Source organism: Phocaeicola coprocola (assembly GCF_041333015.1).
GTDB lineage: Bacteria > Bacteroidota > Bacteroidia > Bacteroidales > Bacteroidaceae > Phocaeicola > Phocaeicola coprocola.
Genome location: NZ_JBGKGM010000004.1, coordinates 1,003,612 through 1,017,936 on the forward strand (window position 1 = coordinate 1,003,612; position 14,325 = coordinate 1,017,936).

At 42.0% G+C, this 14,325-nt stretch carries 11 protein-coding genes and 1 tRNA gene; 4 read left to right on the forward strand and 8 right to left on the reverse strand.

Features of this window, described 5'->3' with window-relative positions; translation table 11 throughout:
* Positions 1–239 precede the first annotated feature (239 nt).
* The 3 genes from ACDG22_RS14990 to ACDG22_RS15000 are packed head-to-tail and all read right to left on the reverse strand — an operon-like array spanning position 240 to position 5,974.
* The gene (locus ACDG22_RS14990) at positions 240–1,625 is read right to left on the reverse strand and encodes an efflux transporter outer membrane subunit (protein ID WP_178269863.1); all 1,386 of its coding nucleotides are present in this window, start codon (positions 1,623–1,625) and stop codon (positions 240–242) included.
* 15 nt (positions 1,626–1,640) lie between these two features.
* Positions 1,641–4,751: an efflux RND transporter permease subunit gene (locus tag ACDG22_RS14995; RefSeq protein ID WP_007565208.1), complete on the reverse strand. Its 3,111-nt coding sequence runs from the start codon at positions 4,749–4,751 to the stop codon at positions 1,641–1,643.
* 29 nt (positions 4,752–4,780) lie between these two features.
* Positions 4,781–5,974 (reverse strand): efflux RND transporter periplasmic adaptor subunit, encoded by a 1,194-nt coding sequence (locus tag ACDG22_RS15000; RefSeq protein ID WP_007565210.1) that lies wholly within the window; start codon positions 5,972–5,974, stop codon positions 4,781–4,783.
* A 379-nt stretch (positions 5,975–6,353) separates the two neighbouring features.
* Between ACDG22_RS15000 and ACDG22_RS15005 the strand changes: the two genes are divergently transcribed.
* Both ACDG22_RS15005 and ACDG22_RS15010 read left to right on the forward strand, forming a co-directional pair.
* The gene (locus ACDG22_RS15005) at positions 6,354–7,739 is read left to right on the forward strand and encodes a threonine/serine exporter family protein (RefSeq protein WP_178269862.1); all 1,386 of its coding nucleotides are present in this window, start codon (positions 6,354–6,356) and stop codon (positions 7,737–7,739) included.
* A 143-nt stretch (positions 7,740–7,882) separates the two neighbouring features.
* Positions 7,883–8,158, forward strand: a complete 276-nt coding sequence (locus ACDG22_RS15010) for a putative quinol monooxygenase (protein WP_007565215.1) — start codon at positions 7,883–7,885, stop codon at positions 8,156–8,158.
* 58 nt (positions 8,159–8,216) lie between these two features.
* On the opposite strand, the gene ACDG22_RS15015 is transcribed toward ACDG22_RS15010, so the two are convergent.
* The 3 genes from ACDG22_RS15015 to ACDG22_RS15025 all read right to left on the reverse strand — a co-directional run bounded on the left by ACDG22_RS15015 (position 8,217) and on the right by ACDG22_RS15025 (position 12,003).
* Entirely contained in the window at positions 8,217–9,710 is a 1,494-nt protein-coding gene (locus ACDG22_RS15015; RefSeq protein WP_270230898.1) for a succinate CoA transferase, read from the reverse strand.
* Between the two features lie 178 nt (positions 9,711–9,888).
* Positions 9,889–9,961 (reverse strand) — tRNA-Thr (locus tag ACDG22_RS15020).
* A gap of 320 nt (positions 9,962–10,281) precedes the next feature.
* On the reverse strand, positions 10,282–12,003 hold the full coding sequence (locus ACDG22_RS15025; protein WP_270212732.1) for a bifunctional metallophosphatase/5'-nucleotidase: 1,722 nt from the start codon (positions 12,001–12,003) through the stop codon (positions 10,282–10,284).
* A 228-nt stretch (positions 12,004–12,231) separates the two neighbouring features.
* Between ACDG22_RS15025 and ACDG22_RS15030 the strand changes: the two genes are divergently transcribed.
* Positions 12,232–13,179 (forward strand): DnaJ C-terminal domain-containing protein, encoded by a 948-nt coding sequence (locus ACDG22_RS15030; protein WP_204460180.1) that lies wholly within the window; start codon positions 12,232–12,234, stop codon positions 13,177–13,179.
* A gap of 17 nt (positions 13,180–13,196) precedes the next feature.
* Complete coding sequence (locus ACDG22_RS15035; RefSeq protein WP_022124915.1) at positions 13,197–13,487, forward strand: chaperone modulator CbpM; 291 nt, start codon at positions 13,197–13,199, stop codon at positions 13,485–13,487.
* A 95-nt stretch (positions 13,488–13,582) separates the two neighbouring features.
* On the opposite strand, the gene ACDG22_RS15040 is transcribed toward ACDG22_RS15035, so the two are convergent.
* Together ACDG22_RS15040 and ACDG22_RS15045 are read right to left on the reverse strand one after the other, a co-directional pair.
* Positions 13,583–14,107: a hypothetical protein gene (locus tag ACDG22_RS15040; protein ID WP_270244090.1), complete on the reverse strand. Its 525-nt coding sequence runs from the start codon at positions 14,105–14,107 to the stop codon at positions 13,583–13,585.
* 3 nt (positions 14,108–14,110) lie between these two features.
* A complete protein-coding gene (locus ACDG22_RS15045) occupies positions 14,111–14,254 on the reverse strand; it encodes a hypothetical protein (RefSeq protein WP_270212730.1) in 144 nt (47 codons plus the stop codon).
* Positions 14,255–14,325 lie beyond the last annotated feature (71 nt).

Below are 14,325 nucleotides of genomic sequence, written 5' to 3' on the forward strand. Positions count from 1 at the left end.
GAAAACAAAATCCCGAAAAGACCTCTGTTTTCCACCACTGCCTGAATCAAATTCTGCAATCTCGAATCCGGAGTAAAACCTTTTTTCTTTACCTGTTTCACTAAACTACACATTAGGGTACATCACAATTCGGGATGCAAAGATAAAGATTTATTGGCATATTTCGAATATGTTTCTTAAAATAATCTACATCTTTTTTAAAAACTTATCTCCCAACTGTAAAAAACAGGTCATACAGGTTATTCTTGCCAGCCTCCTCCAAGTGCTTTATAAAGATTTACCATACTAATCTGCTTGTCGCGTACGGCATTACTCAAACCTATCTGAGCGTCCAGATATCCACGTTGTGCATCCAGCAAATCCATATAACCGATAACTCCGTTCAGATATTGAAGCTGTGCAAGGTCAAGAGTACTTTTCGATGCCTGTTCAAGACGCAGACGAGTTTCATAGATTTCCTTTATCTTATTAAATTCGGCTATGGCATTATAAGCATCTTTAAAGGCATTCAGTACAGCTTTTTCGTATGCATAAGCTGCTTGTTCGCAAGCTGCCTTCTTTGCTTTCAGCATCGCACGATTCTTTCCCATAGCAAAAATCGGTTGCAGAATGTTAGCACTCAACAAATGGTAAGGCGATTTCAGTACATCACTCAATGCAGCACTCTCGCTGCCATAAGTAGCAGTCAATGTTATGCGAGGGAACAAATTGGTAAAAGCCACTCCTACCGCAGCATTTGCAGCAATGACAGCCTGCTCTGCCTGACGGATATCCGGCCGGCGCTCCAGCAGTGCTGAAGGCAAACCTACAGGTAAACTGGCAGAAAGCATAACATCTTCGGGCAACACCGAACGTTTGATATGATGTGGATATTCGCCACTCAAAAATGCAATTTCATTTTCTTTCAGAGAAATCTTACGCTCCAAATCAGGAACCAATGTTGCTGTTCGTGCCAACTCCACCTGTGCCTGACGAAAAGCAGTTTCAGAAGTCAGTCCACCTTCGTAACGCACGCGCGCCAAATGCAAACTTTCCCGACGAGCATCTACTGTCTTTTGCACGATAGACAATTCATTATCCAACGCAACCAGCTCAAAGTAAGCCTGAGCAACCTGTGCAACCAGACTCATACGAAGCGCACGCTGATTTTCGACAGATCCCACAAATTCGGCAAGACTCTTATCGCGTGCCCAACGAAGATTGCCCCATAAATCAAGCTCCCACGAAACAGAAGCCTTGGCATCAATCTCATAACCGGATTTATAATGATTGCCTCCATAATTTTCTGCTTCCTTCTCAGCATACACCTTTGCACCGACTGCCGGGAACATATTTGCATAATCAATGCGTTTCATTGCAGCCAACTCCTTAACACGCGCTGCGGCTATCAGCATATCTTTATTATACGACAAGGTCTTACGTATCAATCCTTGCAAGGTCGTATCGGTGTAGAGCTGTTCCCACGGATAATCTCCGATGGAAACAGTGTCTACACTCATGCTGTCGAGCGTTTCGGGCAAGTCCAGTTTCGGACGAGTATAATGTTTGCCCAACTGACAACTGCCCAAAAACAACAGAGTTGTCAGCATGTATAAAAAGCGATAAGTATATTTCGTTCGTTTCATACGTTTCAGGTTTTGTTAATTAGCTTTTTTTGTTTTCAGCTTGTTTTTCGCCTTATAAATCATCACAAAGAAGAAAGGCACAAGCAAGATACCTACCGTTACGGCGACAATCATACCAAAGAATACACCCGTTCCGATAGCTTGACGGCTGGCCGAACCCGGTCCGGTTGCAATAACCATAGGAACCATACCCAGAATGAAAGCCAGTGATGTCATCAGGATAGGACGGAAACGAAGATGAGCTGCATGCAAAGCTGCTTCCACCAGATCTTTTCCATTATCTACTTCCTCTTTGGCAAACTCAACAATCAAAATGGCATTCTTGGCTGCCAGACCAATCAACATAACCAAACCAATCTGGAAATAGGTATCATTTTCCAATCCACATAAAGCTACGCCGGCGTACGCTCCAAGCACAGCTACCGGAAGTGAAATAAGCACGGCAATAGGAATACTCCAACTTTCATACAGTGCAGCAAGGAACAAAAATACGAACAAGAATACCAATGCGATAATGGCTCCGGTCTGACCTCCCGCCTGCTTTTCCTGATAAGAAAGTCCACTCCACTCAACACCAATGTTACTTGGAAGTTTTTCGCGTGCAATCTGTTCCAGAATCTCCATTACCTGTCCGGAGCTGGCGCCATTGGCTGCCGTACCGCGAATAATGGAAGTATTAAACATATTGAATCGCTTAATACTACCCGGACCAGTCGTATAATCGGTTGTACCCAGTGAAGTCAGCGGAATCATATCGCCGTCACTTCCTCTCACGAAATACAAGCCGATATTGTCACGGTGCTCACGATAAGGGGCCTCAGCCTGAATATATACACGATAAATACGGTTGAACATATTAAAGTCGTTCACATATACCGAACCTGTATAAGCTTTCATGGTAGAGAAGACATCTGCCATCGGCACTCCCGACAATTTGACTTTATCACGGTCAACATCGAAATACAACTGAGGTATTTCAGCCTGCAACGAAGTAGAAAGTCCCGCAAACTCCTTACGTTGCGAAGCATAATACATCAATGTATCGGTAGCACGAACCAGATCATCATAAGTTGCATCTCCACGAGCCTCAAGCTGCATTTCGAAACCACCTGAAGTACCCAACCCCGGAATAACAGGAGGAGTAGACAAATAGACCTTGCACTCAGGATACTGCTTCAGTTCATCCTGAACATCCTGCATGATTTGTCCGATAGTTGTATCATCTCGCTGTTTCCATTCTTTCAGTATCACGGTAAGCTGACTGCGGGCCTGACTGGTTCCTACACGCGGACTACTACCGGTAACGTTCTGAACATATTCTACAGACGGATCTTTCATCAGGAAAGCTACAGCTCTGTCGGTTACCTCACGGGTTCTTTCCAGTGTAGTACCTTCCGGAAGTTCAAGCTCTACAGTAAAGAATCCCTGATCTTCAGTAGGAAGGAAGCTGGTAGGAACCAGACGGTGGAACATAAATATACATATAATTACGATACCGAAACCGACTATCACCCGACGCGGATGTTTAACAACTCGCTTTATACCTGCTACATATTTAGTATTTCCAATAGCAAGCCATTTATTGATGAATGTAAACACACGATTTTTCGGCTTATTAGGATCGGTTGGCTTCAAAATGAGCGAACACATTACCGGGCTCAAAGTCAATGCTACAACAGTAGAAAGGATTACAGATACGGCAATAGTCACACTGAACTGGCGATACAGCTGACCTGTAATACCTGACAGGAAACTTACCGGAACGAATACTGCTGCAAGAACCATTGAAGTTGCAATCAAAGCACCTGTCAGTCCGTCCATAGCTTTCTTAGTAGCTTCATATGGACTGAGCTTCTCTTCTTCCATGATACGTTCAACATTTTCTACTACCACAATGGCATCGTCCACCACAATACCGATGGCAAGAATCAATCCCAGCAAAGTAAGCATATTAAGCGAGAAGCCGAATATAAGCATGAAGCCGAATGTTCCGATCAAGGAGATGGGCACAGCCACAATCGGGATAACCGTTGCACGCCAGCTTTGCAGAGAAAGGAATACCACGATAATAACCAGAACCAATGCCTCGAACAAGGTTTTATATACCTCATGAATAGATTCTGAAATATATGTCGTTATATCAAACGGTATCTCATACTGCAATCCTTCGGGGAAATTCTTACTGATTTCCTCCATCGTTTCCTTTACTTTTTCTGCTACATCCATTGCGTTTGCACCAGGCAACATGTAAATACCCAATACAGCCGCATTACCTCCGTTTATACCACTCTCCGTAGTATACGAGGAAGCTTCAAGCGAAACGCGTGCAACATCACGCATACGGATAAGCGAACCGTCGGCATTGGCACGAAGCACGATTTCTTCGAATTGGCTAACCGTAGAAAGACGGCCCTGAGCCGTTATAGGGATGGTAATATCCAATCCGCTGACCGGCTGCTGTCCCAGCACACCAGCTGCCGACTCACGGTTCTGGTCTTTTAAAGCATTCTGAACATCCTGTACAGTCAGTCCAAAATTAGCCAGTTTGGCCGGATCTACCCATATCTGCATCGCGTAATAGCGGCTACCGATATTTGACACACGTCCTACTCCAGGCACACGACGAAGCAAGTCGAGCACATTGATTGTCGCAAAGTTACTCAAATAAATTTCGTCAAACTTCGGATCATCCGAACGAAGACAGATGGTCATCAACTGGCTGGCTGCCTGTTTTTCCACCGAAATACCATTTTGGACAACTTCGGCAGGAAGACTCGATTCCGCCAGCTTGATACGGTTCTGTATTTCTACCGCAGCCAAATCAGGATCTGCTGAAATATCGAATGTTACAGTTGCCGAGAAACCTCCTGAGTTGGAGCTGTTCGACTCCATATAAAGCATACCAGGAGTACCGTTAAGTTCCTGCTCTATCGGTGTAGCAACAGCCTGCGATACAGTCACGGCACTTGCACCCGGATAAGATGCACTGATCTTCACTACCGGAGGAGTGATTTGAGGGTACTGGTCTATCGGCAACATTTGCAGTCCGATAATACCCACAATAACTATTAATATAGAGATGACAGCCGAAAAGACCGGTCTGTCGATAAAGAAACTCACTTTCATGAATCGTAAAGTTTAATGGGTTAATATGGTTAATCCTCTTTCTGCTCTTCCGACTCTGCCTTCGGAGCCTCACCTACACGGACTTTCAGTCCCGGAGTCAGTTTGTGGTAACCTTCAGTTACAATCATTTCTCCCGGTGCAAGTCCTCTTTCTACTACCATATTATTCTGGAATTCAGGTCCAAGTTCGATAAAACGCTTTTCTACAGTAGAGTCACGGCGCATTACGAAAACATAGGCTCCACCCTTTTCTATAATCAATGATTTTTGTGGAACAACGGTAGCATTTTCACGTACATCAAGCAAAAGTTTTACCTTGGTAAACTGTCCCGGCAAAAGAACATGCTCAGGATTTGCCATTTCTGCACGTACGGAGAATGTTCCGGTTTTCGGATTAACCTGAGGCTCCGCAAAATCTACTACACCTTTCTGTTCGTATACACTGTTGTCGGGCAAAGTAATAGTAACAGTAGGCTGCCATGAGCGAGTAGAATCTTTCTGTCCCAATGTAACATTACGCTCCTTACTTTTCAGATAATCGAGTGCCGTCATACTGAAATCGACAAGCACTGTATCACTTTTCACGATAGTAGCAAGCAACGATTTACCGCTTCCGCCTACTAAAGTTCCCAAATCGACGTGTCTTTCACTTATCTGACCGGAAATAGGAGAACGAACAATCGTATATCCCAATTCAAGTTCTGCCTGATCCAGATCAGCACGGCTCATACCAACACTGGCCACAGCCGTTTCGTATGCAGCTACAGCATTATCAAGGTCAAGCTGGCTGGCAGCATTCTGCTGATACAATGGCCGGATACGTTCCAGGTCACGTTCAGCCTTACGGGCCTGAGCCTCATCTTTCTTCAACTGCGCACGTACCTTATCGGCTTTGGCACGATACTGGTCTTGATTGATAACAAAAAGTACCTGATTACGTTTTACATATGTACCCTCGGCAAATAACATCTGTTCAAGGAAACCTTCCACACGGGCACGGACCTCGACGAATTGTTGCGCACGAATACGGCCTACGTATTCTCCATACAATTCTACATCCTGTTGCTGAACAGGAGCAACACAAACTATAGGAGCTTCAGGCTCAACATGCTTTTCTCGTGTGAGAAACAAATAAAGTGCAATGATAATGACGATGCCGATTGCAGCATAAATACTCTGCTTCTTTTTTAACTTTAATTCTTTCCTTGTCAAAAAACGTTTCATACTTTCTTTTTGATTTTTTTATTATTAGATGCCATAGGAACAAGGGCAATACTTGTGCCAAAGGTACGAAAATATTTTTGTATATTGAAAATCAGAGCATCATGACAAACGAATATAAACAGAAGTTGAGGATTTTTCTGATAAGTTGTGGAAATTATCCACAATCAAGCCACATTTTTATTCCCCATTTTCTCTTCTCCTATCTCCCTATAAAAAGAAACATGCAAAATATTTTCCTCGTTCTTTTCTAAAAGAATCAACACCAACATTCAGATTCCCATGATGTTTTTCCTATCTTTTTCATGCTTTCAGAACGGGAAAGCTCGCCTCTGAATAATATTTTTGCTAACTTTGCATCCGAAAAAAATCTTTAAACAAAATGATATTAGAGGAACATTTAGAAACTACTGTAAAGGTTCACGACCAGCAGTTGCACCGGCGAGTTGATCTTTTGCTTCGTACAGGAAAACTTTTGGTAGAGAGTTTGGCTGATACCAATCGAATTGTGAGAAACATGAAGCGTACAGCAGCTTATTTAGGTATTCCCGAAGAAAAGTTGCACATTAACGTAAGTTTCACCATGCTGATGGTGAATGTAAGTGACGGCGATTATTCGTTTACAAAATTCCAGCGAATCGAAGGACATGGCGTAAACATGACTGCTATTTCTGAAGTGAGCAAACTCTCATGGAGAGCTATAGAAAATGACTACACGCTCGACCAGTATGAAGAAGAGCTAGAGAAAATACGTACCAAGAAGCGTAATTATACTCCCCTGCAAGTCGCTATCGGAGCAGGTTTTGCCTGTGGAGGATTCTGTATTCAGTTCGGTTGCGACTGGATGGCATTCTTATATGCGTCTATTGCCGCTATTATCGGTATGCGCGTAAGACAGAAATGTAACGAGTCGGGCTTGAATCATTATATGGGTATTGCCATTTCTGCATTCATTGCTACTATGATAGCATGGGCCTCTACCTTCCTTCCTGCCGAATGGACTAATACTCCGTGGCATCCGTTGCTGGCATGCGCACTGTTCATCGTGCCGGGGGTTCCATTGATTAACTTTGTAGACGATATGCTCGACAATTACATACAAGTAGGTATCGTACGTGCTGTCAATACCTTGTTAATGGTGGCAGCTATGGCATTCGGTATTGCCTTTGCTGTAAAATTATGTAGCATCGCCGACTTCTTCCCAACTATCAGTATGGTTCCTCACCACGCTTATTGGGAATATGCACTTGCCGCAGCTATCTCGGCCATGGGCTTCTCTATGATCTTCAATATCCAACGCCGGTTATTATGGGTAGTAGCTATAGGAGGAATACTCGCTGTATGTACCCGTAATTTCGTAAACCTTGGACCAAGCACAGACAACATTGGTCTGGATATGGGTCTGGTTATCGGTTCGTTTGCCGGTTCTGTATTGGTTAGCTTAATTGCAATTAAAGCCGTACACTGGTTCCATGTGCCCAACCATGTGCTAACCATCCCATCTGTCATCCCTATGATTCCGGGAGTATTGATGTATCGCATGCTGTTCGGTTTAATCAATATGAACGTTCAGTCAATCGATCAAGTTACCCCGCTGATGAAGGCTATCGAAAGTGGTGTAAACTCAGGACTGGTTATTATGTGTATTGCGTTAGGTGTTGCTATTCCTAATATCTTCGGACGTAAATATATCGCGTCATCAAAGAACAAACGTCTTGTAGCTATCTTGAAAGAGCGTAGAGCAAGAGGTAAGTTTGTAGAATGGTAATACAGACAATATAAATAAGGAGTAAGTAAAGGGCGAAAAGTTAAGATATCCAAATATCATAATCTTTCGCCTTTTATATTTGTTTAAAAAAAGAACTGCCTGTTTCAGGCAAATAATAATTCAATATAAATATATACAATATTATGATCAGACTAAACGTATTTATCAGAGTAAAAGAAGAAAAACGTGAAGCAGTACTCGTTGCTGCTAAAGAACTTGTAACAGCATCTCAAAAAGATAAAGGCTGTATTGCTTACGATGTATTCGAAAGTGCAACTCGCCACGATGTACTGATGATTTGCGAAACATGGAAAGATGCAGAAGCATTGTCAGCTCATGAACATACTCCTCACTTTATGACACTGGTTCCACAGATAGAAGAACTGGCTGAAATGAAGATAGAGAAATTCGAATTCTAAAATACAGTATACGGCATTTGTCCTCTGATGGAACAAATGCCGTATTTTTTATAAAGCATTACATTTCAAACTTTGTATTCCGCATATCTCCTGTTTCAGCAAACGCTATATGCATCTTCAGTGCATTACGCAATGACATAGGAGTATGACATCTTTTTCCTTCCGAAAGCTTCAGATAATCCCAAAGCAGCTCTTTATAATCAGGATGAGCACAGTTTTCAATGATACAACGTGCACGCTGTGAAGGTGACTTGCCACGCAAATCGGCAACGCCTTGCTCGGTAACCAAGATGCGTACATCATGTTCAGTACTGTCCACATGCGAAACATGAGGAACAATCGATGAAATAAGTCCATCTTTAGCCGTAGAAGGAGTAGTAAATATGGAGAGATAGGCATTTCGTGCAAAATCGGCCGAACCTCCAATTCCATTCATCATCTTGCTGCCTAAGACATGTGTACTGTTGACATTGCCAAATATATCTGCTTCCAGGGCTGTATTGACCGCTATTATTCCCAAACGACGAATCATTTCGGGATGATTGGTTATCTCCTGCGGACGCAACAAGACTCTTTCTTTCATCACGTCAATATTATCGTAAAGCATATCCAGACGGTCATCAGACAATGTCAACGAACTTCCGGCAACAAAACGGATGCGCTCTTGCATCATCAGATCGATAACTGAATTTTGAATGACTTCCGTATACATGGAAAATGCCGGGAGTTTTTTATCGGCTCCCAATGCCCCTAACACAGCATTAGCTATATTACCTACCCCTGACTGCAATGGCAGAAATTCTCGTGGTATGGCTCCCCGCTGATATTCTCCCAAAAGAAAATCTGCAACATTCTGCCCAATCCGACTAGTAGTATCATTCAGTGGAGTAAAAGCTGCTATCCGATCTCGTTCATTCGTGCGAACCACTCCTACAACCTTTTCCGGATTAACCCTTACACTGATACTTCCTGCGCGATCATTTACCCGATAAATCGGAATCTCTCTTCGGTATGGTGGAGCATCAGGAATATAGATATCATGCATTCCGGTCAACTTGCTGGCATGGGCTTCGTTTAACTCAATAATAACTTTATGGGCAACCTGTATCAAGGTAGGAGAAATTCCGACCGATGTACTAAGCACAATATCTCCTTCTTCTGTGATGTCGGATGCCTCAACAATAGCTACATCTATATCTCCCAGAAAACCGTAACGTACATCCTGACCTATCTGCGAAAGATGCACGTCATAATACTGTACTTCTCCTGCATTGATAGCATTACGCATTTCTTTATTCGACTGAAAAGGAGTACGAAAAGCTACGGCATGTGCCTGTACCAATGCAGAATCAACTTGACTTCCGGTAGCTCCTCCGGTTATAAGTCCAACTTTAAACTCTTTAACTTCACTGTGTAGTTTTTCGGCATAAACGGCCAAAGCAGCCGGAACAGCCTTAGGTGTTCCCACAGACGAGAAGCCTCCTATGCCTATCGTGTTTCCATTATGAATACTGGCGGCAGCTTCTTCTGCCGATATAAAAGAATATTTCATGTTGTAACAAATGTATCAGTTATAATATTTTGACAGCAAAATTAGGACAAATTGTTTAAAATAGCAATACAAAAAGTATTTTTTATAACCATTTATCAAATCACACAGAGTTCAAAAGAGGTAAAGAAAAATAAAAAGAGATATACTTTTTATTTTCAGTATATCTCTTTTTCTGAAGAGCCGAAAGCGGGACTCGAACCCGCGACTTACTCATTACGAATGAGTTACTCTACCAACTGAGTTATTTCGGCGATAATTTGTTTATGAAAAGCGATGCAAATTTACGGTTTTATTTCAACTTGCAAAATGAAAATGATATTTTTTTCAACGATAAGATTTTTTTTCATTTTTCTATTTACAGAAGGATAAAAAAAAGAACAGCATCTTTATAAAAAATATGCTGATATTTTATGATAAATATCAGCATATTTTGTGTCATTCATGCCCATAAATCTCTGAACACTTCGGTAAAATACTAATTCCGTCCCTCTTCTTCAACCAAAATCATCAGAGAATGAATGAGTTCAGGCTCTCCGGAATTAAATTTCATTTCAGTTTCACCCTCAAGGTATCATTCCACAGCTTTTTTCTCTCCAAACAAAATATCATAATCTCTTTTCGATGCAGGTACAGTCCAGTCTTCCGGAATAAATTTCCACTGATTCAGCGGCTTCGGATCGAGAACTTTTACTTCTTCTATCCGTTTCATCAGATAAAAACGTAAATCTTTATCCGTGGAGTATACGATACGTTTTGCCAGTTCTGCCTTGGGAATACCAGCACCTTTTGTCAGCAAATCTCCCCCACCATTTCCACGATACGAATTAACAGCTACCTGATATGTTTTATTCATATCAAACGGCTCTCCGTTTGCCATCCTTTCTATCTTGATTTTTTCACCCTGAGGTTTCGTTACATCCACTGTATAAATAATGCCTGCTGCCGAATCGAAATTGAAACTTGGATTTTTGAAACGGCCGAACCCTTTATCTTCTTCATTAAACAACATTAAATGGTCGTCGGGTGATTTCATCTGGTTAGTCCATAAAGCATACGACATTTCCAGAAAATCCTTGATTTCTTTACCTGTCAGCTTCATCGTATAAAGCAGGTTCTCGTATTTATACAAGTTAAACATATCACTCATATAAATATCACCTTTCTTGATTTCTGCTGAGAACGAGAGAGGAGCACAGAAAGATATATCGGCACCCGTAATATCAAGCTGCAACTGATGAAGCAAATCGATAAATGCAGAAGGACCCAAATAGGCATCTTTGGTTGTAATGGTTTCTTCGATACGTCCAATCTTACGAGATACAAAGTCGACTGTTGCCTGATATTGTCCGGCAAACTCCCGCATGAAATCCTCATCAGCAGCATAGCGGGAAACATCTGCCAAAGCACCCTCTACAGATTTTCGCACAAGCTTACCTCCAGCTTTAGTCACTTTGACTGTAACATCCGAAACATATCTGGCCGCATTGGCAGGATCGACGAGTAAAACAGAATCTCCTGCCACATTGACAATCTTCTCACACCGGCGCACATGATCGTGACCCATAAATACTACATCGAAGCCCGGAACATTTTTTGCTACATCGCCCGAACCATTCTCTACAACATTATCCAGTTTATTACCTTCAGGTCCGGCATGAAATAATCCGATCAAAACGTCCGGATTCTCTTTTTCCTTGATAATCTTTACCCATTTACGTGCGCAATCCTCCATGTCTTCAAAATGCAGCCCGTTCCACAGCTGTTCGGGAAGCCATGAAGGAATGGCAGGAGTTATCATACCTAAAACTGCTATTTTTACTCCTTTCCGTTCGATTATTTTATAGGGAGTAAGATAAGGTTCTCCCGTTTTATTGTCCACAATATTTGCCCCAAGTACAGGAAAAGCACACTGTTTCACCCAACGGTCGTACACGGCATGTCCAGTCTCCACATCATGATTTCCCATAGTACCTACATCGTATTTCATATAGTTCAGCATCGCTGAAGTTACATGAACAGAAGTTGTATCGATGTAATTGTAATAATAAGCAATGGGCTGTCCTTGTAAAATATCTCCATTATCCATCAGAACAACTCCATCTCCATACTGCTCACGCTGTTCTTTTACAAATGAACTGACACAAGCCAGCCCTCCTTTGCGAGGCTTCATACTTATAAAGTCATAGGAGAAATAGCATCCGTGCACATCACTCGTTTCAATAAGTTTCAAAGTTACTTCACCGTCTTGCGAAGCATAAGCAGGACTTGTAACGCCTAAGGCAAGAACAAGCATCAAACTGGAAAATAGTTTCATCATAAATCTAGCGGGTTAAGTGATATATAAACGACAAAATGTCACATTTTCATAGTATATCCAATAAGTAACTACAAAGATAATGGAACTTTACCACCTGCAAAACCCACAAAAAGATAAATACCTTTCAATATGGTTAAAAGTCTGTTAACAAACGGACTATCTGGCACATTCTTTGCCTCATTCTCAAATAAAAAAACAGACTGTATGGCTTACATAGACTATTACAAAGTTCTTGGAGTTGACAAAACGGCAACTCAAGACGAAATCAAGAAAGCGTACCGTAAGCTGGCTCGCAAATACCACCCGGACTTAAATCCGAATGACCCAACGGCCAAGGACAAGTTTCAGGAGATAAACGAAGCTAACGAGGTACTGAGCGACCCTGAAAAGCGTAAGAAATACGATGCTTACGGGGAGAATTGGAAACACGCCGACGAGTTCGAAGCTCAACAGCAAGCATATCGTGCTCAAGGCGGTACAGGTAACGGCGGTGAATATTGGTATTCTACCGACGGACAACATTTTACAAGTGGATTCGGAGGAGAAGGTATGCATGGATTTGGTGGAAATGCCAGTGGATTCTCTGATTTCTTCGAAGAACTGTTCGGGCATGGAGCCGGCAGAGGACGTAATGCAAGAGGCGGATTCAGAGGGCAAGATATTGAGGCTTCTCTACAGTTGTCTCTACGTGAGGCTGCAACCACTCATAAACAAACATTCAGCATCAACGGTGAAACATTACGTATTACAGTTCCAGCCGGAGTAGCAGACGGTCAGGTTATCAAACTGAAGGGACATGGAGGTAAAGGAACAAACGGAGGACCCGACGGAGATTTGTATATCACTTTCGTTATTCCTGACGACCCTGTCTTTAAACGGAAAGAAAATGACTTGTACACAGATGTAACAATCGACTTATACACTGCCGTACTGGGAGGTGAAGTTACAGTCAACACATTAGACGGACAAGTAAAACTGAAAGTTCGTCCGGGTACTCAGAATGACGCTAAAGTTCGTCTGAAAGGAAAAGGATTTCCTGTATACAAGCAGGAAGGCGTCACAGGCGATTTGATTGTAACTTATCATGTAACAATTCCTACTACACTGACGGAAAAGCAGAAAGACCTGTTCCGACAGTTGCAGCAAGGATAATTTAAAACCGTACGACTATGCAGAACGATTTAATCATCATAAACGACTATTGCACACATTGCAATATCGAACCCGACTTCATCCTCATGCTGGGTGAAGACGGTCTGATAGATATCGAAGTAATAGATGATACCAGTTATTTTCCGGCTTCTCAGCTGAATGAACTGGAAAGGTATACTCATTTATATTATGACTTGTCCATCAATATAGAAGGAATCGATGCTATCCGCCATTTGCTGACAAAAATACGAAATTTACAAAATAAAGTAAGAAGTCTGGAAAATGAGTTGCGTTTCTACCGCAGATAATTCCCATAATGTATAATTTACCCCCGCTATAAAAATTTATGGCGGGGGTATTTTTATAAAAAGGGGTTATGAGGTCCTGTTTTCTTCAATATGTATCAGAAATCGTAGGTCAGCCCGATAAAGAAAGTTCCTGCCTGCTTTTTTCGAGGTAATTCTATTTTTTGTCCTTCGACTATCATATTACGGCTTCCTCCGTATAAATCATAATCGGAGGTCGTATACCCAAGCAATACCGATACACGTTCCACTTCCAAAGCCATAGCAAATCTCACATGATAATAACATGCCTTCGCATGCGAATTACTGACTTCTCCTGAAGTGGCGGGTACATGGATAATCGCATCCTTCGGAACATAATCTACACTAGTACTTAAATTGGGAGGCAAAGGAATGGTAACTCCAGGAGACACACGAAACGATAATGCCACATCATGGTCATGATTCAGATAAACAGGAGGCGAATACAGATAAACTCCCGACCGGAACGCAAACAAATACATCAAACGGTTTTCCTCAATCTGCCAGCGCAAGTTTTTATCTCTTGCTTCTCCAGAATAAGTCTTATTTCCATCTATTGGAGGAGTAAAAAAAAGCCTGCTCCAACTCCAATAAAACGCCAAGGTTTATATACGACATCCGTTTCTATTTCCCATGTCATATAATTGTTCGCGCCACCATAGAGTTCCCATACCCAATGCCGGTCTTTCTCTGACTTCTGCGCCATTGCTACCGATGTGCCTAAAAAAGAAAAAAGGATTATGCACCATAATCTTGTTTTTTTATTCATAAGTCATAGCGTTAGTTTAAGTTATCATATAATATTTCCGGAATAATATCT

Coding starts and splice junctions, on each gene's coding strand:
- ACDG22_RS14990 (WP_178269863.1), bottom strand. CDS start 1,625: ATGAAACGAACGAAATATACTTATCGCTTTTTATACATGCTGACAACT.
- ACDG22_RS15035 (WP_022124915.1), top strand. CDS start 13,197: ATGCAGAACGATTTAATCATCATAAACGACTATTGCACACATTGCAAT.
- ACDG22_RS15030 (WP_204460180.1), top strand. CDS start 12,232: ATGGCTTACATAGACTATTACAAAGTTCTTGGAGTTGACAAAACGGCA.
- ACDG22_RS15025 (WP_270212732.1), bottom strand. CDS start 12,003: ATGCTTGTTCTTGCCTTAGGCGTTACAAGTCCTGCTTATGCTTCGCAA.
- ACDG22_RS15045 (WP_270212730.1), bottom strand. CDS start 14,254: ATGGTGCATAATCCTTTTTTCTTTTTTAGGCACATCGGTAGCAATGGC.
- ACDG22_RS15005 (WP_178269862.1), top strand. CDS start 6,354: ATGATATTAGAGGAACATTTAGAAACTACTGTAAAGGTTCACGACCAG.
- ACDG22_RS15000 (WP_007565210.1), bottom strand. CDS start 5,974: ATGAAACGTTTTTTGACAAGGAAAGAATTAAAGTTAAAAAAGAAGCAG.
- ACDG22_RS15015 (WP_270230898.1), bottom strand. CDS start 9,710: ATGAAATATTCTTTTATATCGGCAGAAGAAGCTGCCGCCAGTATTCAT.
- ACDG22_RS14995 (WP_007565208.1), bottom strand. CDS start 4,751: ATGAAAGTGAGTTTCTTTATCGACAGACCGGTCTTTTCGGCTGTCATC.
- ACDG22_RS15010 (WP_007565215.1), top strand. CDS start 7,883: ATGATCAGACTAAACGTATTTATCAGAGTAAAAGAAGAAAAACGTGAA.